This is a genomic window from Mesorhizobium sp. LSHC412B00, assembly GCF_000503035.1.
Classification (GTDB): domain Bacteria; phylum Pseudomonadota; class Alphaproteobacteria; order Rhizobiales; family Rhizobiaceae; genus Mesorhizobium.
In genome coordinates this window covers 340316-367285 of sequence record NZ_AYWB01000002.1, presented here as the reverse complement: position 1 = coordinate 367285, position 26970 = coordinate 340316, and the positions used below count along the sequence as shown (strand labels likewise).

Below are 26970 nucleotides of genomic sequence, written 5' to 3'. Positions count from 1 at the left end.
ATGAAAGGTAAGGCCATGGGCTTCTTTTCGAAGGACATCAAGACACTCGACGATCTCTTCGTGCACACGCTGCGCGACATCTATTACGCCGAAAAGCAGATCGAGAAAGCGCTGCCGAAGATGATCGGCAAGGCAACCGATCCGCAATTGAAGGCCGGATTCGAAAAACACCTCGAGCAGACCAAAGGCCATATCGAGCGCGTCGAACAGGTGTTCGAATTGCATGGCGTCAAGGCCAAGGAGGTCAACTGCCCGGCGATAGACGGCATTCTGGAGGAAGCCGACGATGTGAGCGGCGACGTCGACGACAAGGAGGTTCTAGACGCGGCGCTGATAGCGTCGGCGCAGGCGGTCGAACACTATGAGATGACCAGATATGGCACGCTCATCGCCTGGGCCAAGCAGCTTGGCCGCAGTGACTGCGCCAACGTATTGGCCAAGAACCTGAAAGAAGAGCAGGCGACCGATCGCAAGCTCACCGAAATGGCGGAAAGCAAGATCAACATGCAGGCTGCCGAGTAGACCGTCCCAGGTCATGATGAGATTGGTTGAAATCTCATCATGACCTAACCCTGTTGGAGCATGATTTTTTCCAAAGCCGGCACCAGTGCTGCGTTGAGTCGATCTCCATCGTTGTCCACGGAACTTTCATGACGGGCGAATCTGCCATCTCTCGCGATCTGCCGACGAGTGCAAAATCGTCTTTCGGCGTGGCGTTGAGCACGGCGCCGATGGAAGCAAAGGCTGCCGACACGTTGCCGGCCGATGCTGGCCGATGGCAATACGAACCCAAATGGGACGGGTTCCGCTGCCTGGCCTTTAAATCCGGCGCGGCCGTGGAGTTGCGTGCAAAATCCGGCAAGCCGTTAGGGCGGTATTTCCCGGAAGTCGTCGCGATGTTGCATGAACTGAAAACAAAAGAGTTCGTGGTCGATGGTGAGATCGTCATCGAAATTGCAGGCTCTCTTTCTTTCGACGCCTTGCAGATGCGGCTGCATCCGGCGGAAAGCAGGATCCGGAAACTGTCGGTCGCGACGCCGGCAAAGCTGATCCTCTTTGACATGTTGGCGACCTCCGAGGGCGCCTTGATGCAGCAGCCGCTCTCGGTTCGGCGCGCTGCACTCGAACTGTTCGTAAAGTCGGCCGCGCGAAAGGATCTCGAACTGTCTCGGGCGACGCGTGATTTGGCGGCGGCAGGCAGATGGCTTGGCCAATCCGGACAAGGTTCGACCGACGGGGTCGTTGCCAAGCTTCTCGATGACGAATATCGACCCGGCGAGCGCGCCATGGTCAAAGTCAAGCGCCTGCGCACGGCCGATTGTGTCGTCGGAGGGTTCCGCTACCTGGCGAATTCGCGTGAAGTCGGCTCCCTGTTGCTTGGCCTGTACAATGACCAGGGGCAACTCGACCATGTCGGGTTCACTTCGACGATCGCCCGGGAGGACAGGGCCAAGCTTACGCGACAACTTGAAGCTTTGCGATCGGCTCCTGGCTTCACGGGAAAAGCGCCGGGCGGTCCCAGTCGGTGGAGCACGGAAAGAAGCGGACAATGGGAGCCATTGCGGCCCGAACTGGTGGCGGAGGTGCGGTTCGATCATGTCACCGGCGATCGTTTCCGTCATGGCACCAAATTTCTGCGATGGCGTCCTGACAAAAGCCCGAAGCAATGCACGTTCGAACAGATACTTGGAAAATGAGGCTTGGCGAGGCGTCGACAGGTCCACACCATCGAGACCAAATCCGTCAAGCATTCGGCGCAGCCAAATCCAGTCGCATTTCACTGGCGATCTTGAACCCGGCGGCGAGATAAACGCCTTTGCAGGAGGATGCCGGACCAAACTCGTTGTTCAGTCTGTCACCACGCCTCGCTTTGGCGGATCACGGTTCTCGTCCGGATTAGGAACTGGCACTTCGTCGGGAAGAAGATCCGGCTCAGGCTCGCGTATGTCCGGCGTCCACGTCGGCGCATCCACTGGCGGCTCTTCGGTTGGCTCTGGTTTGGGGGGCACATCTATTCTCCGGGTTTCGCTTGGGCGTGGGGTTCGGCCCGCCACAGGTCGCGCGTCGCCGCGTCTGGAGGCGAAAGGGTCTTTTCACACCCCATGTATTTTTACCGATGGCCAGCGGTCCTGGGGCTTGTCGGCGCCCGATCAGAGTCCTGCGTTCCGGCTCCTTTGAGCGCAATGTTGGCATCCGCTGCCTCTGGCTCTTTGAGGACTGCCCTGTCGACGTTCTTGATCTCGGCCATAAGGCATCGTCCTTGGTGGCCAACGGGCAACCGCGAGAATTGTTCCGAGCTATTAAGGGCGGCTGGAGCTGCTGTGCGGACCTTCTGGCTGGGCAGTTATCAACTATGCTGTCTTGCGTTTCGGTGAGGCTCTCTTTGTGGATCTCGCCAGCCCTTCCTGTTTGAGGCTCTTCTTCAGCACCTCAGCGAGGTTGATGACATTCTCCTGTGGCCTTGGTGCGGGCTTCGGCAGCTTCTTGCCTTTGCGCTTTGCATCGATCATGGCGATCAGCGCGTCTTCATAGGTGTCTTCAAATTTCGAGGGATCGAAGGTCGTCACTTTTTTGTCAATAAGCATGCCGGCGATTTCGAGCAGATCGGGGTCGTATTTCTGCTTGGCCAATCCATCGAACACAGTGCTTTCCGAAACCATTTCGTTGTGGTTGCGAAGCTCGGTCATCACCATGCCCTTGCCATAGGGCTGAATCAGCACTTCGCGGCCGCGCTGGTAGAGCACCACGCAGGATCGAGCGGCCACGCCCTTGTTCTTCATGGCATCGCGGATCACTCCGTATGCTTCGATTGCGGCGCCGTCGGCCGGGATCAGATAGTAGGGCTTCTCGAGATAGCGCGTATCGATATCGTCAATCGATACGAATTCGCCGACTTCGAGCGTGTGCTTCGACGTCAGCTTCAACGCCTTTATGTCGTCAGGTTCGATCTGGAGAAATTCGTCTTTTTCGATCTCGAAACCCTTCACCTGATCCGCTGCATCCACCAGCTTTCCGGTCTCCTCGTCGGCGTAGACGCTCCTGACCGGCAGACCGTCCTTGCGGTTCAAAATCTTGAAATGGATCTTGGATGCTTCGCTGGTTGCGCCGACAATCTTCACGCCGCAAGTAACCGAACCAACCTTCAAGAAGCCCTTCCAGGCAGCACGTGGCGCGGCCATTTTGCGCTTATCCCGTTTCCAGCTAGGGCAACGCGTTTCCGTTCGAATTGTTCCTGCGGCGGGGGCTCGGTGCACCGTGAATGTCCGGTGGGCGAAATCCTGTCGGTCTCGACAGCGATTTTCATCGGCACGGTGCATCTTTTGGCAACCTGTCGGCGTTGGAAGTGAGCCCATTTTGCCGAGGTGAGTTCCATGAAGCGTCGACGAGGGACGATTTGAAAACCGAGGCGCAACTCTCGGAAGACGCTGACCTCATCGTAAATCGTACAGTCCATTTCGTCGGAGTATGGATTGAGGAGCATGTGATCGAAAAGCCTGCTCTCATGCGGAAGGGCGTCGATGCCGCAGAGGAACTCGCAAGCCAATGCATCGCGGATGCAGACGAGGAAGGCATCGCCCCCGAGGACATTCAGGACGAAGTCGGGGACCTCAAGGAGTACATTGCCGAGATGATCGTGGAGCAAGGCGGTCGCGGCTCTGCAGTTAATTCTGAACCAGACATGAGCTACTTCTGCGCAACGGCCTCGGCGCCGCAGCTTCGCGTTGACCGGCTATATCGCCGCTCCAAGTCCACAAGAGCATCATTGTTGAGAGGAACAAGTCATCGATCCCGCCCACTGGATAGCATTCGTGGGAACGGTCGTCCTGCTGCAGATGCCGCCCGGGCCGGATAGCATGCTGGTGACGGCGCGCGGCATAGGGCAGGGACGCAGGGTTGCGCTGTTCACGGTATTGGGGATGACGGCCGGCGCCGGCATGGTTCAGCTTCCTCTCATAGCGTTCGGTGTTTCGTCTCTCGTGCGAACCTCCCCACTAGCTTTTGGAGCACTGCAATGGCTTGGGGCGGCGTATCTCGTATGGCTCGGGGCTAGGGCTGGTCTTCACGAAGCCGGAAACACAGGCCCGGCCGGATACGACCCCGATCAAGGCCGTTGCCGCGGCACGGGAAGGCATGATTGCCAATCTGTTCAATTCGTGGCCCATCACGTTTATGGTAGCGTTCCTGCCTCAGTTCGTTGATCCGCATGGGAGTTCCGTGACGCTTCAACTGTTGCTGCTGGGAGCAACTCAGAAAATGACGGGCGTGTTGGTGTTGGGGACCTATGCCGTGGCCTCCGGCAGCATAGGCGCCTGGATCCTGAAGCGCCCTCGTGTGCGGCTTTGGCAGCAGCGGATCGCCGGCCTCTTCATTGTTGGCCTTGGGTTCCGAATGGCCTTTGGCGGCGGGGCAAGCCGTTAAGTTGCCGGGCCGGCGCCTGCATCCGCAGGAACCGAAAGCGCACCATGAACATTGTCAGACACAGGCAGGAGAGTGTCATGCAAGTCGTTCGGACCGAAGTGGTGAATGCCAGGGCGCCAGACGGGCAGTCGGTTCGCCGGGTGATATTTTGCGGCCAGGGCGGCGACTGCGTTGCGGTGGACATGGCAAACGTCGGGATACAAGCTGAAGATGACGTGCTTGCCCGCGCAAAGGCAATCCTGGTCCAGACAGCGACCTTTGATCTCGCAGCCAATGAATATGACGCGAGCAGCAACGGCAATTTCGACCAGGTCGAGATAACCTCTGCAAGCGACGGCGCCGGCGACGTATATGTCTTTGAGTATCGCGATGGCGAAACCAGCCGACGCATACCGCCGTCGAGGATGGCGAGCCTTGAGGCGGCCCGGTCCGAAGCTATCCGCTGCGCAATCGATCTTCTCGCCGACCTGCAGCCTGGCACGGACGCTCTGTCCGGCTGGCTTGTGAGGGTATCCAACGAAAACGGTGAATTGCTTTACACTGTTGATGTGGCTGAGGCCGATGCAGCGCGGCAGGCAGGCCAGTAACCTAAACCCGACGGAATCCACCAGTGGCCGCCCAAGGATTGATTCACGGACCAATAGGCGACGATGGCCTGCATCTGTGCGTCGACATGCAGCGCCTGTTTGCGCCGGGTGGACCTTGGCCCGTGCCGTGGGCTGAAAAGGTGGTCCCGGCGATCGAAGAACTGGTCGCCAGACATGCCAGCCGTACCCTGTTCACGCGCTTCATTCCTGCCGCCTGCCCGGGCGAGGCGCCGGGAATGTGGGCAAACTACTATCGTCGGTGGGCGGAGGTAACCCTTTCCAACATCGATCCGCGCCTGATCGAGCTGATGCCTCAACTCGCACGATTTGTACCGCCGGCGACGGTGGTCGACAAACACGTCTATTCGCCCTGGACCGAGGGGCGGCTCGACGCGCTGCTGAGTGGCTCCGGCGTGCGTGCGCTCGTGATCACCGGTGGCGAAACCGACGTTTGCGTTCTCGCGACCGTGCTTGGCGCCATCGATCGTGGCTTTCGCGTCATTCTCGTCACCGATGCCATCTGCAGCTCTGCCGACCAGACCCATGACGCACTGATGGAAGTCTACCATTCCCGCTTCAGTGAGCAGATTGAGGCGGCCAGCATGGCGGAGGTGTTGGAGTGTTGGCCACAACTCACTCGCTGATCTGGTGGGCTTCAAGTGAAAGGGCCGACAATCGTCATTCTGGTCGGGCGGACTGTTTCAGTTGGCGGACGGCACTACAGTGAACCGGAAAACGTATATGAACGGCACGATTGCCTGATCTGGTCGCTCGCGTGAATCAGTGTCTGGAAGCGTACAAAGCCTTGCAGAGCTATCGACAGCGCTGCCAACCGTCATAGAATGAACAGGATACAGCGCCGAAGACTCGATGCCGGCATCTAGCAATCTTTGCGAGACATCCGGCGCCTCTGCCGTCGGCCTTCCGCAGGGAGGATGATGTGCTGAAAACCGAAGTCATTGACCTTGAAACCTATAGCGCAGTCTACGCGGTGATCTCTGGCTATCGCGCTGACGACATTATCTCGACGGCGTTTGCGGTCGATGAAATCCGCGCAAGGTTTCCTGAGTGTCGCTGCGACGACGAGGAATTGGTCGGGCTTATGGTCCATGCCATGTCCGGCAAGAAAATTGCCGTGAGCTTCGACCACCGGGTGGAACCGGTCAGGCGGCGTGCTGCGCTGCCGATCGCTTCGGAGAGCAAAGGACTGCGATAATTGGACCACCATAGGTCCGTTGCGATTTTGGAAGACGAGGCGTTTATCGCGCTCGAACGAATAGCTACGTTGCTTGACGCCCGACACATCCCCTTTGTCGTCCATTCGGCAAGCTACGCCAATTCGGGTTTTCACGATCCGATTTTCCTTCAAGGGACATGGGTCGCAAAGCCTGCCTCGCCTTCCGAGTTGCGCAACGCAATTCATGCCTGTCTGGCAATGGCAAACGGCGATGACGTGTCGTGGTCGGCTGAAGCCCGATAAATCGCAACCGCATCATGAATCCGGCGTTCAAACCAAGGCGCAATCGTCGGCCTGGAATTTTCACGGCACGATGGAACAAAATTGAAAATGCGGCGTTTGGGGTCTCGCGGCGCGATCCACCATTGGCCGCGGGGGCAACTTTATCCGTATAAATCCATAGGGCTGGGAGTGGCGCTGTGACCGTGCAGGCATCCAAGAAGCAATTGGACCGTCGAAGCATCCTGAGTTCTCTGAAAGCCTTCCGGCGCGGCGATTTCTCCGTCCGCATCGACAATGTTTATGAAGGCCTCGATTCCGAGATAGCTGAGACTTTCAATGAGATCGCTGACCTCAACGACCAAGTGACGCGTGAGTTCGAGCGCTTGAGCCGGGTCGTCGGCAAGGAAGGGCGGATAGGCGAGCGCGGCCGGGTTCGCAATGCCACCGGCAGTTGGGAATCCAGTGTCCGTTCAGTCAATGATCTCATAGAAGACATGGTTCAGCCAACGGCTGAGGTTGCGCGCGTTATCGGCGCCGTCGCCAAGGGCGACCTGTCGCAGACCATGATGGTCGAAATTGATGGCCGACCGCTGCGTGGCGAATTCCTGCGCATCGGCAAGATCGTCAACACCATGGTCGGCCAGTTGGCCTCCTTCGCCTCTGAGGTGACGCGCGTGGCGCGCGAGGTCGGTACGGAAGGCAAGCTCGGCGGCCAAGCCCGGGTCAAGGGCGTCGCCGGCACGTGGAAAGATCTGACCGACAACGTCAACGCGATGGCCACGAACCTGACCGGGCAAGTGCGCAACATCGCGGAGGTTACGACCGCGGTCGCGTCGGGCGACCTGTCGAAGAAGATCACAGTCGATGTCAAGGGCGAGATCCTAGAACTGAAGAACACCATCAACACGATGGTGGACCAGCTTAATTCCTTCGCTTCGGAAGTGACGCGCGTGGCGCGCGAGGTCGGCACTGAAGGCAAGCTTGGCGGCCAGGCGCGCGTTGAGGGTGTTGGTGGTACGTGGAAGGATCTGACCGACAATGTGAATTCCATGGCCGAGAACCTGACTGGCCAGGTGCGCAACATCGCCGAAGTGACGACCGCAGTGGCTTTGGGCGACCTGTCGAAGAAGATTACGGTCGACGTGAAGGGCGAGATTCTCGAGCTGAAATCCACGATAAACACAATGGTGGACCAGCTGAATTCATTCGCGGGCGAGGTCACGCGCGTGGCACGCGAGGTTGGCACCGAAGGCAAGCTTGGCGGGCAGGCGCAGGTGCGCGGCGTCGCCGGCACCTGGAAGGACCTCACCGACAACGTCAACTCGATGGCCGAGAACCTGACCGGTCAGGTGCGCAATATCGCCGAGGTGACGACGGCGGTCGCGTCGGGCGATCTGTCCAAGAAGATCACGGTCGCCGTGCAAGGCGAAATCCTGGAACTCAAGGACACCATCAACACGATGGTCGACCAACTGAACTCCTTTGCCTCGGAAGTGACGCGCGTGGCACGCGAGGTCGGCACCGAAGGCAAGCTGGGCGGCCAGGCAGAGGTGAGGGGCGTCGGCGGCACATGGAAGGATTTGACCGACAACGTCAATCTCATGGCCGCCAACCTGACTGGCCAGGTTCGAAACATCGCAGAAGTCACCACCGCCGTGGCGCGCGGCGACCTGTCGAAGAAGATCACCGTCGACGTCAAAGGCGAGATCCTGGAGCTCAAGGACACCGTCAACACGATGGTCGACCAACTGAACTCCTTTGCCTCTGAGGTCACGCGTGTGGCCCGCGAAGTGGGATCGGAAGGCAAGCTTGGTGGCCAGGCGCATGTCGAAGGCGTCGGTGGCACCTGGAAGGATCTGACCGACAACGTCAACGCCATGGCCGGCAATTTGACGGTGCAATTGCGCGACGTGTCCAAGGTGGCAACGGCCATCGCGACCGGCGACTTGACCCAGAAGATCACCGTCGACGCGCTGGGCGAGATCTTGCAGATCAAGGACGTCATCAACACGATGGTCGACCAGCTCAATTCCTTCGCTTCGGAAGTGACACGTGTGGCGCGCGAGGTCGGCTCCGATGGCAAGCTCGGCGGCCAGGCCCAGGTGCGCGGCATCGGCGGCACGTGGAAGGATCTGACCGAAAACGTCAACGCCATGGCGGCCAACCTGACCGGCCAGGTGCGCAACATCGCCGAGGTAACCACCGCCGTGGCGCTCGGGGACCTTTCGAAGAAGATCACCGTCGATGTCCGCGGCGAGATCCTGGAGCTGAAGGACACCATCAACACAATGGTGGACCAGCTTAATTCCTTCGCTTCGGAAGTCACGCGCGTGGCACGCGAGGTCGGCACGGAAGGCAAGTTGGGAGGCCAGGCGCAGGTGCGCGGCGTTGCCGGCACGTGGAAGGATCTCACAGACAATGTGAACTCGATGGCCGAGAATCTGACCGGCCAGGTGCGCAACATCGCCGAAGTCACGACCGCCGTGGCGCGCGGCGACCTGTCGAAGAAGATCACCGTCGATGTGAAGGGCGAAATCCTGGAGCTCAAGTCGACCATCAACACCATGGTGGACCAGTTGAACTCCTTCGCCGGCGAGGTCACCCGAGTCGCGCGTGAGGTTGGCACCGAGGGCAAGCTTGGTGGCCAGGCGCGCGTCGAAGGTGTTGCCGGTACCTGGAAGGACCTGACCGACAACGTCAACCTGATGGCGACGAACTTGACCAATCAGGTGCGCGGCATCGCCGATGTCGTGACGGCGGTCGCGCAAGGCAATCTCAGGCGCAAACTGACGGTCGACGCGAAGGGAGAGATCGCCCTGCTGGCCGACACCATCAACGGCATGATCGAGACGCTTGCCACCTTTGCCGACCAGGTGACCAACGTCGCCCGTGAGGTGGGCATCGAGGGCAAGCTCGGCGGTCAGGCGCGTGTGCCAGGTGCCGCCGGCCTCTGGCGCGACCTCACCGACAACGTCAATCAACTCGCTGCCAATCTGACCACCCAGGTGCGTGCCATCGCCGAGGTTTCGACGGCGGTGACCAAGGGCGATCTTACCCGTTCGATCAGCGTCGAAGCGTCCGGCGAGGTCGCCGCGCTAAAAGACAACATCAACGAAATGATCCGCAATCTGAAGGATCAGACGCTGAAGAATGCCGAGCAGGACTGGTTGAAGACCAATCTCGCCCGGTTTTCGCGCATGCTGCAAGGCGAGCGCGATCTTGCCACCGTCTCGCGGCTCATCATGTCCGAACTCGCTCCTCTGGTGAACGCCCAGTATGGGGTGTTCTACGTCACCAATCGCGACGAGGAGGAATCCTATCTTGAGCTGGCGGCTTCCTATGGCGCCGAGAGCAAAGCTGCCATCAAGCAGCGGCTTGATCTGCGAGAGGGCCTGGTTGGGCAAAGTGCCGCCGACAAGCGCGCCATCATGCTGGACAATGTGCCGCCAGAATTCCTTCGGGTCACATCTGGTCTTGGCAGCGCCTCGCCAGCCAATGTCATCATCCTGCCTGCCCTGTTCGAGGATGAAGTCAAAGCCGTCATCGAGCTCGCCTCGTTCGGCGAGTTTCGTGACACACACCAGTCGTTCCTCAACCAGCTCATGGAATCCGTCGGCATCGTTCTCAACACCATCGCTGCGACGATGCGCACGGAGGGCCTGCTCAAGCAGTCGCAACTGCTGACGTCGGAATTGCAAGCGCGTCAAACCGAGCTGACAAAAAAGCAGGAAGAGCTGCATGCGACGAACGAGGAACTGCAGGAAAAGGCGCAGCTGCTCGAGAACGAAAAGAAGCAGGTCGAAAACAAGAATCTCGAAATCGAGATGGCGCGACGCGCGCTGGAGGAGAAAGCCGAGCAACTGGCACTCACGTCGAAATACAAGTCCGAGTTCCTGGCCAATATGAGCCACGAACTGCGCACGCCGCTCAATTCGCTGCTCATTTTGTCAAACCTGCTGGCGACCAACCAGCACGGCAACCTCAACGAAAAACAGGTAGAGTTCGCCCGCACCATCAATTCGGCAGGAACCGATCTTCTCAGCCTCATCAACGATATCCTCGATCTGTCGAAGATCGAGTCGGGCACTGTTTCCATCGACATCAACGATATGCCGGTGACGCATCTTCGCCAGCACATGGAACGAACTTTTCGTCAGCTGGCAGCCGACAAGGGACTTGGCTTCACCATCAAGGTCGATCCGGCGCTTCCCGACACGGTCCGCACAGATGAGAAACGCTTGCAGCAGATTGTCCTCAACCTGCTTTCCAACGCATTCAAATTCACCTCGGAAGGCGAGGTCAGCCTGAACTTCCGGGTTGAAAAGGCCGGCCGCCGCAATGGCGCGACGCAGCCGGTGAAGGCTCTCGCGATCGCCGTCACCGACACCGGCATTGGCATTCCAGAAGACAAACAGAAGCTGATTTTCGAGGCCTTCCAGCAGGCCGACGGCACCACCAGCCGCAAGTATGGCGGCACCGGCCTTGGGCTCTCGATCAGCCGCGAGATCGCTCGCTTGCTTGGCGGCGAATTGCGGGTCGAAAGCACGCCGGGCAAGGGGTCGACATTTACCCTCATCATCCCGTTCGACGGCCCCCGCGTGACGACAGTACAGTCGACCCTGGCTCCGGCGGCGGAGGCGGTTGCTGCGACAGCTCTGCTCAGCAGTCCGGCCTCGGCAGAGCTGATCGACGACCGCGATTCAATCCTACCCACCGATCGGATCGTGTTGATCGTCGAGGACGACCCGACCTTTGGCGGGTTGCTGCTCGGCCTCGCCCGGTCGGCCGGGCTGAAAGGCGTTCTGTCGAATGCAGGTTCCGGCACGCTGGCATTGGCCCGCAAGCTCGTTCCCGACGCAATCACGCTTGATCTCGGGCTTTCGGATATCGATGGCTGGGTGCTTTTCGATCTGCTGCGGCATGACCAGAAGACGAGGGGAATTCCCATCCATGTCATCTCGGGTGCCGAAGACATCGACAGTCTCGCACGCAAGGGGGCGTCCAGCATTTCCACCAAGCCCGTTTCCTCGGACGAGCTGATGAAGGTGTTTCAGGATATCCACTCGAAGAAGCTCCGCGTTCAGCGCCGCGTTCTGGTCGTGGACCCTGACCCGGAGCGGCGTCTGGCGCTGGTCGAGGCAATCCGCGACGGCGTAACGTCGGTCACCGCGATCGGTCGAGTTGCGGCAAATGCAGAAGACGTTGGCCTCGCCTCCTATGATGCCGTCGTGCTCGGCTTTGGACGCTCCGCCAAGGACAACGCAAAGGCGCTGGACGAGATCACCGGCCACTTCGGCGAAGCCTTGCCGCAGCTGCTGTTCTTTACGCCTCACCCGGACGCGCTTGAACAGGTACTGGCGTTGAACCCGGCCTTGGCGGAAGCACCGCGGGCGGAGAACTTCGCTCAATTGGCGCTGCATATTTCGGCAACGCTGCCGGGAGAAGGTCGCCAAGAGGCCTGGGCAGGAACTGAACACAACGGCAAGTCCGATCTCGCCGGGGCGAAAGTTCTCATCGTCGACGACGACATTCGCAATATCTATTCGCTCACCAGTGTTCTGGAGACCTATGACATACAGGTTCTGCATGCCGAGCGGGGCCGTGATGGCATCGCGCTTCTTGAACAGGCGCCCGATGTCGACGTGGCATTGATCGATATCATGATGCCGGAGATGGACGGCTACGAGACGATGCGGCGGATTCGCGGCACACCGGCGATTGCTCATATCCCGCTGATTTCCGTCACCGCAAAGGCGATGAAGGGGGATCGGCAAAAATGTCTGGATGCCGGGGCTTCCGACTACATCGCCAAACCCGTCGACCTGGATCTCCTGCTGGCGCTGCTTCGTGTCTGGATCGGGCGTGCCCGATCCCGTGTCGAGAGCCCGGAAAAACTTCTCCTGGCAGCGAACTGACGGCCGTTCGATGCAAAAGCTGGCAAGAAACAGGGTAAGGAAACTTGAGGTGGCAGCTCTTGCCGAAGGGCCGGCAAGAGCCCGCATCCTGGCGGTGGACGACGATGAGCGCAATCTGCTGGCGATCAGCGAAGTGCTCGCGACTATCGGAGAGGTCATCTGCGCCCAATCGGGCGAAGAGGCTCTGCGCTTTCTGCTGAAAGAGGAGTTCGCCGTCATTCTCCTGGATGTCCTCATGCCAGGGTTGGACGGGTATGAAACGGCCGCACTTATCCGCCAGCGCGAGCAATCCAAGCGCACCCCAATCATCTTCTTGACCGCCATCAACAAGGAGGATGCGCATATGCTGCGCGGCTATGATGCCGGCGCGGTCGACTATGTGTTCAAGCCATTTGATCCGATCATGCTGCGTTCGAAAGTCGCGGTTTTCGTCGAACTCCACGAGAAGACGCTCGAGATCCAGCGCAAGGCGGAGGTCGAGCAGGGACTATTGGCGCAGGCGTTGCAGGCGCACAAGGACAAGCTTCAGGCCGAACGCGCGCTGCGCAGCGCCGAGCAACGGCAGGATGCCATCCTGAATTCGTTGCCGGTCTGCTTTCATGCTCGGGCAGCCGAGCCGCCCTTCGCGGCGCGCTTTGTTACCGAGGGCGTCGAGCGCTTGACCGGCTTTGCGCCTGAATACCTGACATCGGATCCGGAGTTCGGTCTCAGCCGCGTTCATCCCGACGACCTGCCGCGATTGAAGCAAGCGCTGCTGGCGGCCAAAACCACCGGCTCCTATACGTGCGAGTTCCGCTGGCATTGCGCCAATGGCGAGTATCGCATCTTTCTCGACCAGGGCGTGATGTCAGACGGCTCAGATGGCCGTGAACCGGAAATCATCGGCACATTGCTTGACATCACCGAGCGGCGCGGTCTTGAGGATCAGCTGCTTCAATCCCAGCGCATCGACGCTATCGGCAAGCTAACCGGCGGCATGGCGCATGATTTCAACAACCTGCTCGCCGCAATTCTCAGTGGGTTAGGGCTGCTTGAACGCCGGGCTACGTTGGATGATCAGGCGCAACAGGTACTCGACCTGACGCGGCGTTCTGCAAGACAAGGCGCTGACCTTGTCGCGCGAATGCTGGCATTCTCGCGGCGCCAGACCCTGAAGCCGGAAGCGGTGCGCCTTGCTGCGCTGGGCGACACGATGAACGGATTGGTGGCGCCCGTGCTGGGGGGGTTGATCCGTTTCGACTGGCAGATCGATGACACGATCTGGCCGGTGCATGTCGATGCAGGCCAACTTGAATTGGCCTTGATGAATCTGGTTTTCAACGCGCGTGACGCCATGCCCTCTGGCGGGACAATAACCGTGCATGCGCAGAATCGATCGATCGGGACGCCAACAGAGGATATTCCGCCGGGCGACTATGTCATGATCGCCGTCAAGGACACCGGATCCGGCATACCACCCGATCTTGTCGCCAAGGTCGTCGAACCGTTCTTCACCACCAAGCCGGTCGGTAAGGGAACGGGCCTCGGTCTCAGCACGGTCTACGGCTTCATGAAGCAGTCAGGTGGGACACTTCGCATAGAAAGCGTCGTCAACCGCGGAACTACCATGCAACTCTGGCTGCCACGTTCGACCGAACAGCCGGTGGATCCTGCGGTGGAACCCGACATTGAACGAGCGTTCGCCGATGCCGGAATGGAGCACCCATCAATCCTCCTGATCGACGACAGCCATGTTTTGCGGCAATTGACCGCCGAGTCCCTTCGCCAGCGCGGTTTCGAGGTGACCTGCGCGGGAGGAGGGGCGGAGGCGCTGGCCATGATGGAGCGCACTCCCGACAAGTTCGACGTCATTATCACCGACTTCGCCATGCCACTCGTATCCGGCGTCGACGTAATCCGCTTCGCGCGCAATTTGCGCTCGGACTGGCCAGCGGTCATGATCACGGGCTATGCCGATGCCCGGGAGATTGCCGATCGGCCAGCCGACGTGCCCTTGCTCGGCAAGCCCTTCCGCGACGAGGATCTGTTCGAAGCGATTTTCTTCGCGATAGAGAATGCGGCCCCCCAAAGGATCAAAACCGGCTAGCGCTTAGGGATTGTCGACGGTCTGGCGACGTCGGCAGGCCGGGCAGATCGAGACCGCACTTTCGGGGCACGGCGACAAGGGCCGCATTCCTGATCGGCAATCTGGGTCGTTCGCGGCGCTACCAGCGCTCCTCGGTGTCGCGGTCCGGTAGGTCTATTCCGCAGCACACCCAACCAAGGCGCTGCGCTGAACCGTAGTTGTACCGAGGCACCAGGTGAGCCGGATCATCGAAGGTACCGACGTGCAGCGCGATCTCGGTTGGCGACGCGTCGTAGCAAAGGCTGAGCGGCGACCCGCATTCTGGGCAGAAGCCTCTTTGCGCGATCGGCGAAGACCTTCGATATGTTGGCGTTCCGGAATTCCAGCTCAGGCTTTGGCAGGGCATCCAGGCAAGAACTGCAAACGCGCTGCCGGTCGCTCGTCTGCACATATCGCAGTGGCAGTAGTGAACCCTCGGTTCGATCCCGGCGCTGAATCGGATCCTGCCACAGAGACATCCGCCCTTGATGGCCAAGGAGCCGGGTAGGCGCTTGCCAACCTCACGCATCAAGATCGATCAAGGCGGCGCCGAACGCTCCGATCGCAGTCAAAGAGGCACTGCCGATGTTCTTGTCGGCGATGCTCTTGTCGGTTGCGAAGGCGGTCAGCGAGCTTGGGTTTCATGGCGTTCCGAACCTGTTGCGGGGCAGTTAATGGGCATGGTGCTCGGCATTCCGCTTGCGTGTTGCCGCTGCCTTCTTTGCCGATTCCGATCGGCTTGCGGCTGACCGTGAAGCCGATGCCTTGCCGCCGCTTTTCCCACCCTTGTGGGCCGCGGGGTGTCCGGTGTGTTTACCACGACCCGAGCCGCCTTCTTTCTTGCCGCCGCCATCGTCCTTGTTGACGGTCGCCCATGCCCGGCGCTCGGATTCCTTCTCGGAAACACCGCGCTTCTCATAGCCTGCGGCAATGTGGTCGGCTTTGCGTTCCTGTTTGTCACTGTATTTCGATTTGTCGCCTCGTGGCATGGTCGTTCTCCTGGCTCAATGATGTTTGAACGGGATGCCGGCGGGAGAGTTCCAAGCGGAAATTCAGAAAACTGAAAACGCGGGCGAGGATTTCGACCAACGCGGAGCGCTATTGCTCCGGAGCCGTGGCGGGTGCCGTGCAGCGGCGGCCCACGGCACCGATCACGCGTTTCTTGGAGCGACCGAGCACGGCAAGCGTCTCCCTGGAGACGACGTCGTCGCGTGCCGTCTACTCGGTAGCCCAATGCAATGAAATACGTTCCGCGACCTCAGTAGCCACCGACCACCGGCAGGATCTCTCCCGTGATGTAACTCGAGCAATGCGACGAGGCGAGGAACACGTAAGCCGGGGCAAGTTCTTCCGGTTGCGCTGGCCGTTTCATCGGCGTATCCGCGCCGAATTTCGAGACGTCGTCGGCTTCCTTGTCCGAAGGGTTGAGCGGCGTCCACACCGGACCTGGCGCGACCGCGTTTACCCGGATGCCCTTGCCGATCAGATTGCCCGAAAGCGCTCGCGTGAAGGCATGAATGCCGCCCTTGGTCATCGAATAGTCAACCAGTTGCTTGGAACCGTCGATGCCGGTCACCGAACCGGTATTGATGATCGCGGAGCCCGGCTCCATGTGCGGCACGCTCTCCTGCGCCATATGAAAATAGCCGTAAAGATTGGTCTTCAGCGTCGTGTCGAAATGTTCCTCGGTCAGGTCGTTGAAGTCACTGGAATGGATTTGGAAAGCGGCGTTGTTGACCAGCACGTCGATCCTGCCGAATTTTTCGACCGTCAGCGCCACGGCGTTGCGGCAATGCTCGCGTTCACTGACATCGGCTTTTATCAGTATGCAACGCCGGCCTTCCTTTTCGACGGCGTTTTTGGTCGCTTCGGCGTCCCTGTCTTCACTCAAGTATACGATCGCAATGTCGGCGCCCTCGCGGGCGAACAAGACTGCCACCGAACGGCCGATGCCGGAATCACCACCCGTGATAAGCGCTACCTTGTCATCGAGTTTTTTCGATCCGAGGTAGTAAGGCGCATCGTAGAGCGGAGCGGGCTCGATCGCCCATTCATGCCCCGGTTTGGGTTGATGCTGCTCGGGAAAAGGTGGCTCGGGATATTTGCGAGCGCCGGCTTGCATCGCTTGTTGCATTTTGCCATTGCTCTTCGTCTCGTCTTTGGCGTCGATACCACGCTGGATATGGCGTTGCTTGGCGGCTTCGGCTGAAGTCTGCGACTTAGTCTGCATGGCTTTCTCCTGTGCTCGGAGAACGAACAACGCATGCCGGGCAAAAAAGTTTGCGCAAATATCTCGATCCCGAAAGGGCTCGCCATTGCGAACAGCCTGCGAGGGGCGTGGAGCATTGGTCGTCAATGAGATCGGAATTGCCATGCCGGCGGCGTTCAGACAAACACCACATTCATTACCCGCTCAAAGCACGCTTTTTTCAGAACCATAGGGTTTGGCAATGCGGACCATGCCTTTCGTCCGAAGGCGCTGGTATAAATAGAAAATCGTCATCAAGCCGATTGCTGTTCCAGCACCAAGACACAGCGCGAGCAATAGTTCTGCACCGACACGAAACGCAAGCAGAGTAACGCCCGCCGCAGCGACGATGGCATTTATGAATGCGATCATAGTCGCTGCGGTGGTCAGGTACGCCAGGAGAGGCCCAGTACGAAGAGAAGGTTCGGCGTCATTTTCGGGCCAGCGACCGAATTCCTTGGAAAACTGGAAGGCAGCCTCGTCGCCCAAAGTTCGATAGTAGGCTCTGATCCGGGCAATGCCGATATGGGCCTGCATGTTCTCAGCGGCGATGTCGACCAACCTCAAGACGGTAAAGGCACCCAGTAAAAAGACCGATGGCAGCACAACCGCGACAAACGGCAGGAAGAACTCGGAGGACTGCGTAACAAAGCCCGTTGCCACCAGAGCGCTCGACAGAGACATAATGTAGATGGTCGTTCGCGACGCCATTTCACTTATGGACGTGCTGATCGCTGTCTGCTGCACGAAATGCTCTGTCGTCAGGGCCGCGAGAAACGAAGCATCGGGTGTCGGCGTGTCAGCCATGGAGTATGCTCCTGTCGGGTCGACCTGAGTTTTTCTTCGATATAGTGCTTGCGAGGCTGGCCGCCACTGGATGCTCCCGACGCCTGACCCATGCCGGTTTTATTGTGCCATATCCAGCGAGCCCGCATCAGCGATCAGAAAGGGCCGATCATGTGGTCAGCAGATACTGGCCATATCGCAGGCGAAATGTCTGCCGTGGTCAATCCGTATGGCCTCCTGTTGGGGATCCGGGTCGAAGCGCATTCGCGGCGGTTGCAGTTGGGGGCGGTTCCGCGGCGGCGCTGATGCGAGTTCGCGCATTCGTGGCAGCGGCCTCGAAACGAATTCGGTCCCTAGGCCGGCAACGCAAATTCACCGGCAAGTTCAATGGTGCGGGCTTGCGGGCCGACTTTTCGGTGGCGAAGCCCATGACCACGGTCCACCAGACTCATAAATCAGCAGCCCGGATCCTGCCTACTGCGGTATCTCCAGGCCCTGCCGCAATCCTGTCGCGACGACTGAGACCCTGAATTTTCCGGCGAGTGCCCGGTCGAATATGGCGCCGACGATGATGTCGGCGTCGGCGTCGACCTCCTCGCGGATGCGGGTGGCGGCCTCATCGACTTCGAACAGCGTCATGTCCATGCCGCCCGAGATCGAGACCAGGACGCCCTTGGCGCCGATCATCGAGGCTTCGTCGAGAAGTGGGTTTGCTATCGCCGCTTCGGCGGCCTTCCTGGCGCGGTCCTCGCCCGTGGCTTCCCCGGTACCCATCATTGCGCGGCCCATGTCGCGCATCACCGACTTCACGTCGGCGAAGTCGAGATTGATCAGCCCCTCCTTGACGATGAGATCGGTTATGCAGCCGACGCCGGAATAAAGGACGCGATCAGCCATGGCGAAGGCGTCCGCGAAAGTCGTCTTTGCGTCGGCGATCCTGAAGAGGTTCTGGTTCGGAATAACGATCACGGTATCGGCGCATTCGCGAAGCTGCTCGATGCCCTCTTCGGCGGCTTGCATGCGGCGCTTCCCTTCGAAGGTGAACGGCTTGGTGACGACCGCCACCGTCAGGATGCCGGCTGCCCGTGCAGCGTTCGCTATGACGGGCGCGGCACCGGTTCCAGTTCCGCCTCCCATGCCGGCGGTCACGAAGCACATATGGGTTCCCGCTAGGTGGTCCCTGATCTCGTCGATCGATTCCTCGGCTGCCGCGCGGCCGACCGCCGGCAGCGACCCGGCGCCCAGGCCTTCCGTGACATGGGCACCCAGCTGGATCAGCCGCGATGCTTTCGACATGGTCAGTGCCTGGGCATCGGTGTTGGCGACGATGAACTCCGCACCCTGCAGATTTTCGGCAATCATGTTGTTGACCGCGTTGCCGCCGCCACCGCCGACACCAATAACGGTTATCTTCGGCCGCATTTCCGAGATGACGGGCCTTGCCGCGGTGCTCATCGTCTTGTCTCCTTGGAATTGATCGACAAAAAAGTTCCCGGAACGCGCCGCTTGAACACGCCAGGTGCAAGAATCACGTTCTATCGCCTTGGCACAGGGAATCAGAGGGTGAACTTTGCGGCAAGACAAGATGTGGGACTTGTACCATATGCGCCTGAATGAGCCGACCTTTTGAACGGGTCTCCAGTTCAATCTTCCGGAATCGGCTCGGATTCTGGCCAGCGAAAATCCACAATCTCCGGGATCCAACCCCTCCAAGCTTCACGCGCCCGCCTCACGCGCCAGAACCTTGAGAATCTGGCGGCCGATCGACGCCTGACGCTTAGCGGATCGGCATCTTGCCGCGAAACAGCGGCTGATGGGCCCGCATCAGAGCGGCAATCCGGTCGGCAATCTTTCGTACCGGCGGGGAGTGGCGTTCCTCATGGTGGGTGACGATCCACTGGTCGGTTTCGAGTTCTGGGATAGGATGAGCGACGCGAACCAGCCGCGGATCGCTGTCACCGACGAAGCACGGAAAGATCGAAAGGCCGGCGCCTGCGGCCACCAATTCGCGCACTGAATGGGTGTTGTTGCCGCGCACGGCGATGCGATCGCCGTGATGGGCTTGCAGCCAGCGCGCCGAGGCAATGTTTGCCCCTTCGCCGGTGACGCCGACGAACAACCCGGCGGCGATGCCGTTGATCAGGTGGCGTCCGGAATAGATGGCATACGCGACCTTGCCGCTCTGACGGCCGGCCAGCCACTGTTCGGTCGGGCGCTCGCTGCGGATGCCGATATCGGCGGCGCGGCGACCGATGTCGACCCGGTCGGTGGTGGTGACGAGTTCCACCCTGATGCCGTCATCGACGGTCCAGATTTCGCCGATATGGGTGGAAACGAAGGCCGAGGTCCATGGCCCGGCCGAGACGCGGACAATGCGGTCGGGCAGGTTTCCCTCGCGCCAGCGGGTTAGCGACTGCATTGCTGCTTCGACGTCTTCGGCGCGCCGCAGCAGTTCTTCACCGACCGGGGTTAGCCGGTAGCCGGTCTGCTGACGTACGAACAGCGCTTCGCCGATCTGCTTTTCGAGCGCGGTGACGCGTCGTCCGAGTGTGGCTGCGCTGAGGCGCGTGGTTGCCGTCGCCGCGCTCAGGCCACCCAGCCGCGCAACGTCGAGAAACAACCTCAGATCGTCCCAGCCAATATCCATTTTGCAGAAATGAAAAACTCCTTGCGACCGTGGCTGTAGCGCGAAGCGGCCATCACGCGCAAGTATGCAGCCGTTGGAGGCGCTGGAAATTCCTGCCCTGGTGGGACAATGACAGGCACCTCGGTTGGCCAGGCAGTCAGCGCAATCCGTTCGATCGTGCATACGCTTTGCGCGATTGCTTTGCGTTTTCGACCAATCCAAGAACGTGGGTATCCCGCTCGCCAAGGAGACGATCATGTTGCATGAACTTCGACACCGTTTCGCCCGCTGGCTTGCCTATCGCCAGACGCTTGCGAGCTTGAGGCGGCTTCCAGACAGCATATTGGCGGATGCGGGCCTTTCTCGCGAAGAGCTCCGCGAGCGTGCCCGCGACGCCAGCCTGCGACGCTGAGATTGGAGGCGGGCATGCAGAGAATGGAGCCGGCGGCGAGAAGCAATCAGGCGTCGTCTCCTCACTGTTGAGCTGCGGCTGAATGCGCCAATACGGTTGCCACGCTTGATGCCGCCGCAGTTTCGCTCCACATCGTGAGGGATGAAGACCGAGAAATCCGAGCGGCGTCGGACTTTGCTGTGGGCCTTGCCCGCATCGCTGGTCCTGCATGCGCTCATCACCGCATTCCTGGTCTATGGCCTGCCCGTTCCTGCCCAGCAGCCGCAGGAGGAGCAAGCGGTGAACGTCGCGCTCGTGCCGCCGCCCGAACAGCCAAAACCGAAACCCGCTCCCGCGCCGCCGCCACCGCCACCCGGAAATCCTTCGGAGCAGAAGGTTGAAAAGCAGGCACCGGAAAAGCTGCCGCCAATCGAGGTCCTGAGGCCTGTTTTTCAGTTCGGCGACAAAGACACTGGCCCCAAAAAGTCCTTGGATGGAGGCAGCGCTCAAGACAATGCGCCATCGCCGCCCAAGGATAACGAGCCACAGTCGGCTGTCGCGCCAAAGAATGCGGAGAGTAAACCCGCCTCAGCGCCAGACGCCGGAGAGCCGGCAGAGTCAGCCAAGATTAATGAGAAGCCGGAAGCGGACAAACAGGAGGCTGCGACCCCACCCGCTGACAAAGAGGCATCCGCGGCCGCAATGCCTTTGGCTGCCCATGGGGACGACGGTGAGATCGAGCTTCCCGCGTCGGCTCAGGCGCCTCGGACCAGACCCGAAAACGTGCCGAAACGCCGCCCCGCAAAGGCTACGAAGTCAGGACGCGGAATCACCGAAGAGCCAAACTCCATCGACGTGGCCTCGGCTACACCGCGGCCATATTCGGGCCTTCCGGGCGTTCGCAAACTCTTTTCGCAAGGCGCTACCGGTGATGTGTTCGCAACGAACTCGATGGCCGACGTGCCTCGCGATCAACGGGCCGCCAGACTTTGCGCCAGCGTTCTTGAGCAAGAGTTGAACGACGCCTCTTATTCTCCCCAACTGATCCCAAGCATTCCGCTCAAGGCCGGCAATGTTCTTGACGCCCCAGACACCGCTTTCCGCACGGCAACGACATGGTACCATCTGAGCTTTCGGTGCGGTATCGACATCAATGCGACGCGGGTCACGTCGTTCGCCTTCCGTGTCGGAGCCGCCGCCTCGCCAGACGAAAGCGCCTTTCTTGATCGGGACGTTCGTCGGCGGCGCGGTCCCGGCTGAGACGGCTCCCCAGTAGTCTGCCGGGGGGCACATCGAATTTCACCGCACATATGGATCGTCTTGAATGCCTGCGTCAATCCGCCGGACGACTGGCTTTGCGCCACTCCTCATATTCGCCGCGGGCATCGTCATGCAGCGGATAGTAGCGCTGCAGCGGTGCGCCCTGCATCAGCTTCTCTCGCGAGAACTCTTCCCAATCGTGATGCTTCTGGGATTCCTCGATCACCTTTGCGGCCATTGCGACGGGAAGCACAACCGCCCCGTCGTCGTCCGCCACTATGATGTCGCCCGGGATCACCGTGACACCGCCGCAGGCGATCGGAACGTTGACGGCGTTCGGATAGATGCTGGTTTGCACATGGTAGTTGGGCGTCCAGCCGCGCAGCCATAGGGGCAGATCGAGCTTCTCGACATTGGGCCGGTCGCGCATGCAGCCGTCGATGACGATGCCCGCGCCGCCTCTGCCCTTGAAATAGGTCGACATCATATCGCCGAAGACGCCCGAGCTCATGTCACCGCGCGCGTCGACGACGACCACATCGCCTTCCTGCGCGTGATAGAGCACGTGCCGGTGCAGTTGCGTTTCCGGGTCGGCGTATTCTCCCTCGCTGAAGAGGTCCGGCCGCTGCGGCAGGAACTGCAGCGTCAGCGCCGGCCCGACGATCGACTTCCCATGGTTCTGCGCCACCGGACCGACCATGTGAGGATTGCGGAAACCCATATGGCCAAGCGTGCCGGCGACCGTCGCGGCGCCGATTTCCCTCAGGGCGTCAATGAGGTCTTTGGGCGGTCGCGTGATGTCAGGGATATGCGTCATCGTGGACTCCGGTTGAGATGGAACTACCAGTTCGTAACAGACCCGTCCCGGCGCCTGAGGTGAGGCGCTTCCCAGAAACGAAAAGCCTCCGCCTGGACCGCCGCTTCGTTGACCTCGACGCCGAGGCCCGGCAGGTCGCTGACCGGATAGTCGGGACCGTCGAGCCGTGGCTGCACGGGGAAGAAGTCGGAATTGTCGAAGCCCAGCTTCGTCTCGGGTTCCCTGGTCTCGAGCCACGCGAAGTTGGGTACCGCGGCGGCGAGATGTAGGGTCGCGGCCGTGCACACCGGACCAAGCGGATTGTGCGGCATCAGGTCGACATAGTGCGCCTCGCTCCAGCCGGCGACTTTCATCGCCTCGGTGAGCCCGCCGACATTGCAGACATCGAGACGGTTGAACTGATGGATGCCGCGCTCGATGTAGGGCAGGAACTGCCACTTGCTGGCAAATTCCTCGCCGATGGCAAAGGGAATGTCGGTCATCCTGCGCAGGGATTCGTAGGCTTCAGGTGTCTCGTCGCGGATCGGCTCCTCGAGAAAATCAAGCACGCCGCGGCCGAGCTTGTTGCAGAAGCTCGCCGCCTCTGCCACCGACAGCCGATGATGATAGTCGATGCCGAGAACGACGTCGTCGCCAAGCGCCTCGCGCGCCTTGTTCAGCATGCTCGCGGTAGCGCCGATCGACTCGCGGGGTTCGAAGATGTCCCTGCTGCTTTGCCCTGCGGGGAAGAAGCGGATCGCCTGCCACCCCCGTGCGCGCAGCTCCCGGGCTCGTTCGATGGCGAGGTCGCCCTCGGCCTCGTCTCCGGTCGAGGCGAAGGTGGGGATGCCGTCGCGCTGCTTGCCGCCCAGCAGTTCGTAGACCGGCACCCCCAGCGCCTTGCCCTTGATGTCGTGAAGGGCGATGTCGATGGCGGAGATAGCCGCCTGCAGAACGCGCCCGCCTTCGAAGTACTGGCTGCGATAGGCCTCCTGCCAGATTCGCCCGATCTGCATCGGGTCACGGCCGATGAGAAACTCGCGAAAATGCTCGACCGCGCCGGCAACGGCCTTTTCGCGCCCGCTCAAGCCGCTCTCGCCCCAGCCGAAGACGCCCTGGTCGGTCTCGATCTTGACGAGCATCTGATTACGCGTTCCAACCCATACAGGATAGGGTTTGATCGCGGTGATCTTAAGCTTTTCAGTCATCCCCAACGTTCCCAATGAACCCCCGTCTTGTCTCAGCCGGCCTTGAGGGCCAGTTCAGTTTCGCCATCGAACAGATGCAGCCGCTCCTGGTCGAACTCGAGCCAGATCTGCTCGTCAGGTGCGACGGCGATGTTGGGGGACACGCTGATGTTGACGATGGCGCCTGACAGCAACGCCTGCACGAAGGTGACGTCTCCGGTCGGCTCCACTGTATAGGCCCTGGCCGGGACGCTGCCTGGCACCGCGCTCTTGTGGAGCCTGATGGTCGAGTGACGTGCGCCGAGCACGACTTTCCTCGACGTTGCCCCCGCAACCTTCCGGGCGTTGAGCGGCGAGAGCTCAAGGCTCCAGCCCTCCGCGCCGGTCAACGCAGTGTTGCCGTTTGCTGTCGATGCCTCCAGTGGAACAAGGCTCATCGCCGGGCTGCCGATGAAGCTGGCGACGAACATGTTCACCGGATGGGCAAAGACCTGCGCCGGAGAATCGTATTGCAACAGGTAGCCGCCGTTCATCACCGCCATCTTGTCGGCCATGGTCACGGCTTCGAGCTGGTCGTGCGTGACATAGATGATGGTCGCCTTGAGATCCTGGTGGAAGCGCTTGATCTCCGAGCGCATCTGGACGCGCAGTTTGGCGTCGAGGTTGGAGAGCGGCTCGTCCATAAGGAAAACGGCAGGGTCGCGGACGAGGGCGCGCCCCAAGGCGACACGTTGCTGCTGCCCGCCTGAAAGTTCGCGCGGCTTGCGCTCGAGCAGGTGCGTCATGTCGAGCACGCGCGCCGCTTCCTTGACCTTCCTGTCGATCTCGTCCCTGGGCAGCTTGCGCATCTGCAGCGGGAACGCCAGGTTCTTGTAGACCGATTTCTGCGGGTAGAGCGCGTAGTTCTGGAACACCATCGCGATGTCCCGGTCCTTGGGGTCGAGGTCGTTGACCACGCGGTCGCCGATGACGATGTCGCCCGATGTGACCGGGATCAATCCCGCGACAAGATTGAGCGTGGTTGTCTTGCCGCAGCCCGAAGGGCCGACGAGCGCAACGAACTCGCCGTCATTGACCGTCAGCGAAACGTCGTTGACAGCTTTGAAGCCGCCATAGGTCTTGACGAGATCTCTCAGGTCCACGTGGGCCATCGGCAACTCCCTACGGCATGATGCCGAAAAGTGTGAAGCGGTTTTCGGACGACATCATGCTCTATCTCTTTGATTTAGAGGCGGATTCAGATTTGAGGTCGAACAGACCTGAAATCATCCGGCTCTAGTGTTTGACCGCGCCTTCTGTAAGGGCGCGTACGAAGTATCGTTGCAGGAGGAGGAACAGCACCACGACGGGCACGCTCATCATGAAGCTGGCCGCCATCAGGCCCGGAAAGTCCGTCGTATTCTCCGAGAAGAAACGCTGTATGCCGACCGGCAGGGTCAACTGCTCGTTCTTGGAAAGGAAGGTGTAGGCATAGATGTACTCGTTCCAGGCGCCAATGAAGGAATAGATAGCTGTGGCGATGATTCCGGGCGTCGAGAGAGGCATCACGATCAGGATGAAGGCCTGGAACCGGGTCGCCCCATCGATCCGCGCCGCCTGCTCGAGCTGCACCGGAATGTTGTCGTAAAAGCCCTTGAGCAGCCAGATCGCCAGCGGCAGGCCGAAGGTGAGATAGGTGAGAATGAGCGAGCCATGCGTGTTCACCAGCCCGATCGCGCGCATCAGGATGAAGAGCGGCACGAGAAAGATCACCGCCGGGAACATGTTGCGCAAAAGCACGGTGAAGAACAGGAAGTTTCGACCGGGGAAACGAAAGCGCGAAAAGGCGTAGGCCGCAGGAACGGCCACGATCACCGAAAGGATTGTGGTGACGGTCGACACGTAGAGGCTGTTCCAGAAAAAACGCAGGAAGTCCTGGCCGACGCTGTTTTGCGGATCGAGCAGCTTTTGGTAGCTGGCCAGGGTAGGCTCTTCCGGCCACCATTGCGGTGGGAACTGCATCGCCGCGAAGCCGGACTTGATCGAGGTGATCAGCATCCAGATCATCGGCAACGCGGTGTAAAGCAGCATGAACACGAGGAAGATGCGCCCGGCCCAACGCCATCCGTCGATGCGCATGCGGCGCCGGGCCGGACGTCGAGGGACTGTCTCGACGATCGTGCTCATGCGCTCCCCTCGTTGCGCTCGTTGCCGGCCAGCGCACGGACGTAGAAGTAGCCCAGCACCATCAGCATGAGGAACAGGAGTACCGAATAGGCCGATGCGACGCCCCATCGCTGCCGGCCGAAGGCGAGCTCATAAATGTGGGTGATCCAGATGTGCGAAGCGTTCGACGGCCCGCCACCGGTCATGATCCACGGGATGATGAAGGAATTGAAATTGGCCACTGCGAGCAGCAGGATCGTCACCGTCGAGACGTTGCGCAGATGCGGGAAGGTGACGTGCCAGAAACGCTGCCATGCATTGGCCCCGTCGACTTCCGCGGCGCGCAGCAACTGGTCGGGGACCGTCTGCAAACCGGCCATCATCATGATCATGGCAAACGGAAACTCGCGCCAGATATTGACGACGATCAAGGAGGGCAGCACCGTGCTGACGTTGTCGATGAAGTTCGGCGGCCGGTCAGCCAATCCGAGGCCGACCAGCACCGCGCCGATGATGCCGAAGTCCGAATGGTAAATCCACTTCCAGATATAGGAGGCGGCAACCGCGCTGATGACCCAAGGAATGATCAGGATAGCGCGCAGGACACCCCGGCCGATAAACTCGCGGTGGAGGGCCAGCGCGGCGGCAAATCCCAAGGCAAAGGCAACGAAGGTAGATGCGATCGTCCAGATCAGGGTGTTCAAGGTGACTTTCCAGAACACCTGACTGGTGAGGATGGCCGTGTAGTTGTCCAATCCGATGAAGGTCTTGTCGCGGAGCTGCAGGCCAGGCGGTGTCTTAAAGAACGACAGCTCGACCGTGTAGTAGATCGGATAGGCGATGACGATGAGCATCACGGCGATCGCTGGAAGCACGTATGCGTAGTCGGCGCGGTGCTCCCAGATATTCCGCAGCACCCCGGAGCTACCGGGTTGCAATCTTTGGCGAGCCTCGGCCTTGCCGGTCACGATCGTCACGATGGCGTGCCCTTGTTCTTCGGACCAAACCGGCTGCACGCACTGTCGGCACAGCCGGTCGGATCGCAGG

The 26970-nt window shown here is 60.3% G+C and carries 24 protein-coding genes; 12 read left to right on the top strand and 12 right to left on the bottom strand.

All coding sequences use genetic code 11. The features are described 5' to 3' along the window. The first annotated feature begins 15 nt into the window (after nucleotides 1–15). Both X757_RS158640 and X757_RS158645 read left to right on the top strand, forming a co-directional pair. Nucleotides 16–522: a ferritin-like domain-containing protein gene (locus tag X757_RS158640; protein WP_023668075.1), complete on the top strand. Its 507-nt coding sequence runs from the start codon at nucleotides 16–18 to the stop codon at nucleotides 520–522. 128 nt (nucleotides 523–650) lie between these two features. After that, a complete protein-coding gene (locus X757_RS158645) occupies nucleotides 651–1697 on the top strand; it encodes an ATP-dependent DNA ligase (RefSeq protein WP_084629444.1) in 1047 nt (348 codons plus the stop codon). A 654-nt stretch (nucleotides 1698–2351) separates the two neighbouring features. Here X757_RS158645 and X757_RS158650 read toward each other — a convergent pair. After that, nucleotides 2352–3179, bottom strand: a complete 828-nt coding sequence (locus X757_RS158650; RefSeq protein WP_023681176.1) for a Ku protein — start codon at nucleotides 3177–3179, stop codon at nucleotides 2352–2354. 80 nt (nucleotides 3180–3259) lie between these two features. On the opposite strand from X757_RS158650, the gene X757_RS23305 reads away from it, so the two are divergent. The 8 genes from X757_RS23305 to X757_RS158675 all read left to right on the top strand — a co-directional run bounded on the left by X757_RS23305 (nucleotide 3260) and on the right by X757_RS158675 (nucleotide 14466). Then, complete coding sequence (locus X757_RS23305; protein ID WP_032996162.1) at nucleotides 3260–3853, top strand: DUF768 domain-containing protein; 594 nt, start codon at nucleotides 3260–3262, stop codon at nucleotides 3851–3853. Continuing rightward, on the top strand, nucleotides 3834–4199 hold the full coding sequence (locus tag X757_RS1000000169380; RefSeq protein ID WP_306413584.1) for a LysE family translocator: 366 nt from the start codon (nucleotides 3834–3836) through the stop codon (nucleotides 4197–4199). Before X757_RS23305 ends, X757_RS1000000169380 begins: the two co-directional genes overlap by 20 nt. Continuing rightward, a complete protein-coding gene (locus X757_RS1000000169375) occupies nucleotides 4132–4419 on the top strand; it encodes a LysE family translocator (protein WP_280940374.1) in 288 nt (95 codons plus the stop codon). Before X757_RS1000000169380 ends, X757_RS1000000169375 begins: the two co-directional genes overlap by 68 nt. A 101-nt stretch (nucleotides 4420–4520) precedes the next feature. Next, nucleotides 4521–5006 (top strand): hypothetical protein, encoded by a 486-nt coding sequence (locus tag X757_RS158655; RefSeq protein ID WP_198024392.1) that lies wholly within the window; start codon nucleotides 4521–4523, stop codon nucleotides 5004–5006. Between the two features lie 23 nt (nucleotides 5007–5029). Further along, nucleotides 5030–5650 (top strand): cysteine hydrolase family protein, encoded by a 621-nt coding sequence (locus X757_RS158660; protein WP_023725486.1) that lies wholly within the window; start codon nucleotides 5030–5032, stop codon nucleotides 5648–5650. 296 nt (nucleotides 5651–5946) lie between these two features. Further along, nucleotides 5947–6222 carry a hypothetical protein gene (locus X757_RS158665; RefSeq protein ID WP_023725485.1) on the top strand — a complete coding sequence of 92 codons (276 nt, stop codon included), beginning with the start codon at nucleotides 5947–5949 and terminating at the stop codon, nucleotides 6220–6222. Between the two features lie 446 nt (nucleotides 6223–6668). Beyond that, nucleotides 6669–12380, top strand: coding sequence for a HAMP domain-containing protein (locus X757_RS158670; RefSeq protein ID WP_031251114.1), 5712 nt, complete (start codon nucleotides 6669–6671; stop codon nucleotides 12378–12380). 10 nt (nucleotides 12381–12390) lie between these two features. Continuing rightward, nucleotides 12391–14466 carry a response regulator gene (locus tag X757_RS158675; RefSeq protein WP_023725482.1) on the top strand — a complete coding sequence of 692 codons (2076 nt, stop codon included), beginning with the start codon at nucleotides 12391–12393 and terminating at the stop codon, nucleotides 14464–14466. 118 nt (nucleotides 14467–14584) lie between these two features. On the opposite strand, the gene X757_RS1000000169370 is transcribed toward X757_RS158675, so the two are convergent. From X757_RS1000000169370 to X757_RS158700, 6 genes are all read right to left on the bottom strand, one after another. Then, the gene (locus X757_RS1000000169370; protein ID WP_081731301.1) at nucleotides 14585–15013 is read right to left on the bottom strand and encodes a GFA family protein; all 429 of its coding nucleotides are present in this window, start codon (nucleotides 15011–15013) and stop codon (nucleotides 14585–14587) included. 142 nt (nucleotides 15014–15155) lie between these two features. Next, entirely contained in the window at nucleotides 15156–15473 is a 318-nt protein-coding gene (locus X757_RS158680) for a hypothetical protein (RefSeq protein WP_023687854.1), read from the bottom strand. 269 nt (nucleotides 15474–15742) lie between these two features. Next, nucleotides 15743–16714 (bottom strand): SDR family oxidoreductase, encoded by a 972-nt coding sequence (locus X757_RS158690; protein WP_023687856.1) that lies wholly within the window; start codon nucleotides 16712–16714, stop codon nucleotides 15743–15745. 183 nt (nucleotides 16715–16897) lie between these two features. Further along, nucleotides 16898–17539 carry a hypothetical protein gene (locus tag X757_RS158695; protein ID WP_023702102.1) on the bottom strand — a complete coding sequence of 214 codons (642 nt, stop codon included), beginning with the start codon at nucleotides 17537–17539 and terminating at the stop codon, nucleotides 16898–16900. Between the two features lie 453 nt (nucleotides 17540–17992). Further along, complete coding sequence (gene ftsZ, locus X757_RS0133500; RefSeq protein ID WP_023702103.1) at nucleotides 17993–18973, bottom strand: cell division protein FtsZ; 981 nt, start codon at nucleotides 18971–18973, stop codon at nucleotides 17993–17995. A 322-nt stretch (nucleotides 18974–19295) separates the two neighbouring features. After that, nucleotides 19296–20165, bottom strand: a complete 870-nt coding sequence (locus X757_RS158700) for a LysR family transcriptional regulator (RefSeq protein WP_023668092.1) — start codon at nucleotides 20163–20165, stop codon at nucleotides 19296–19298. Between the two features lie 235 nt (nucleotides 20166–20400). On the opposite strand from X757_RS158700, the gene X757_RS1000000169655 reads away from it, so the two are divergent. Both X757_RS1000000169655 and X757_RS158710 read left to right on the top strand, forming a co-directional pair. Then, nucleotides 20401–20556 (top strand): DUF1127 domain-containing protein, encoded by a 156-nt coding sequence (locus X757_RS1000000169655; RefSeq protein ID WP_023681184.1) that lies wholly within the window; start codon nucleotides 20401–20403, stop codon nucleotides 20554–20556. 141 nt (nucleotides 20557–20697) lie between these two features. Next, nucleotides 20698–21795 carry a DUF930 domain-containing protein gene (locus X757_RS158710; protein WP_023725480.1) on the top strand — a complete coding sequence of 366 codons (1098 nt, stop codon included), beginning with the start codon at nucleotides 20698–20700 and terminating at the stop codon, nucleotides 21793–21795. A 73-nt stretch (nucleotides 21796–21868) separates the two neighbouring features. Here the strand turns inward: X757_RS158710 and X757_RS158715 are convergent, their stop codons facing one another. The 5 genes from X757_RS158715 to X757_RS158735 form a co-directional block, all read right to left on the bottom strand. Further along, entirely contained in the window at nucleotides 21869–22612 is a 744-nt protein-coding gene (locus tag X757_RS158715) for a ribonuclease activity regulator RraA (protein ID WP_023696299.1), read from the bottom strand. A 23-nt stretch (nucleotides 22613–22635) separates the two neighbouring features. Continuing rightward, complete coding sequence (locus tag X757_RS158720; protein ID WP_023725479.1) at nucleotides 22636–23799, bottom strand: mandelate racemase/muconate lactonizing enzyme family protein; 1164 nt, start codon at nucleotides 23797–23799, stop codon at nucleotides 22636–22638. Nucleotides 23800–23831: 32 nt separating this feature from the next. Then, complete coding sequence (locus X757_RS158725) at nucleotides 23832–24929, bottom strand: ABC transporter ATP-binding protein (RefSeq protein WP_023681188.1); 1098 nt, start codon at nucleotides 24927–24929, stop codon at nucleotides 23832–23834. 124 nt (nucleotides 24930–25053) lie between these two features. Beyond that, nucleotides 25054–25944 (bottom strand): carbohydrate ABC transporter permease, encoded by an 891-nt coding sequence (locus X757_RS158730; RefSeq protein ID WP_023714612.1) that lies wholly within the window; start codon nucleotides 25942–25944, stop codon nucleotides 25054–25056. Continuing rightward, on the bottom strand, nucleotides 25941–26900 hold the full coding sequence (locus tag X757_RS158735; RefSeq protein ID WP_023725477.1) for a carbohydrate ABC transporter permease: 960 nt from the start codon (nucleotides 26898–26900) through the stop codon (nucleotides 25941–25943). The genes X757_RS158730 and X757_RS158735 overlap by 4 nt, the downstream gene beginning before the upstream one ends. Nucleotides 26901–26970 lie beyond the last annotated feature (70 nt).

Coding starts and splice junctions, on each gene's coding strand:
- X757_RS158640 (WP_023668075.1), top strand. CDS start 16: ATGGGCTTCTTTTCGAAGGACATCAAGACACTCGACGATCTCTTCGTG.
- X757_RS158645 (WP_084629444.1), top strand. CDS start 651: ATGACGGGCGAATCTGCCATCTCTCGCGATCTGCCGACGAGTGCAAAA.
- X757_RS158650 (WP_023681176.1), bottom strand. CDS start 3,179: ATGGCCGCGCCACGTGCTGCCTGGAAGGGCTTCTTGAAGGTTGGTTCG.
- X757_RS23305 (WP_032996162.1), top strand. CDS start 3,260: ATGTCCGGTGGGCGAAATCCTGTCGGTCTCGACAGCGATTTTCATCGG.
- X757_RS1000000169380 (WP_306413584.1), top strand. CDS start 3,834: ATGCCGCCCGGGCCGGATAGCATGCTGGTGACGGCGCGCGGCATAGGG.
- X757_RS1000000169375 (WP_280940374.1), top strand. CDS start 4,132: ATGATTGCCAATCTGTTCAATTCGTGGCCCATCACGTTTATGGTAGCG.
- X757_RS158675 (WP_023725482.1), top strand. CDS start 12,391: ATGCAAAAGCTGGCAAGAAACAGGGTAAGGAAACTTGAGGTGGCAGCT.
- X757_RS1000000169370 (WP_081731301.1), bottom strand. CDS start 15,013: ATGCGTGAGGTTGGCAAGCGCCTACCCGGCTCCTTGGCCATCAAGGGC.
- X757_RS158680 (WP_023687854.1), bottom strand. CDS start 15,473: ATGCCACGAGGCGACAAATCGAAATACAGTGACAAACAGGAACGCAAA.
- X757_RS158690 (WP_023687856.1), bottom strand. CDS start 16,714: ATGCAGACTAAGTCGCAGACTTCAGCCGAAGCCGCCAAGCAACGCCAT.
- X757_RS158695 (WP_023702102.1), bottom strand. CDS start 17,539: ATGGCTGACACGCCGACACCCGATGCTTCGTTTCTCGCGGCCCTGACG.
- ftsZ (WP_023702103.1), bottom strand. CDS start 18,973: ATGAGCACCGCGGCAAGGCCCGTCATCTCGGAAATGCGGCCGAAGATA.
- X757_RS158700 (WP_023668092.1), bottom strand. CDS start 20,165: ATGGATATTGGCTGGGACGATCTGAGGTTGTTTCTCGACGTTGCGCGG.
- X757_RS1000000169655 (WP_023681184.1), top strand. CDS start 20,401: ATGTTGCATGAACTTCGACACCGTTTCGCCCGCTGGCTTGCCTATCGC.
- X757_RS158710 (WP_023725480.1), top strand. CDS start 20,698: ATGAAGACCGAGAAATCCGAGCGGCGTCGGACTTTGCTGTGGGCCTTG.
- X757_RS158715 (WP_023696299.1), bottom strand. CDS start 22,612: ATGACGCATATCCCTGACATCACGCGACCGCCCAAAGACCTCATTGAC.
- X757_RS158720 (WP_023725479.1), bottom strand. CDS start 23,799: ATGACTGAAAAGCTTAAGATCACCGCGATCAAACCCTATCCTGTATGG.
- X757_RS158725 (WP_023681188.1), bottom strand. CDS start 24,929: ATGGCCCACGTGGACCTGAGAGATCTCGTCAAGACCTATGGCGGCTTC.
- X757_RS158730 (WP_023714612.1), bottom strand. CDS start 25,944: ATGAGCACGATCGTCGAGACAGTCCCTCGACGTCCGGCCCGGCGCCGC.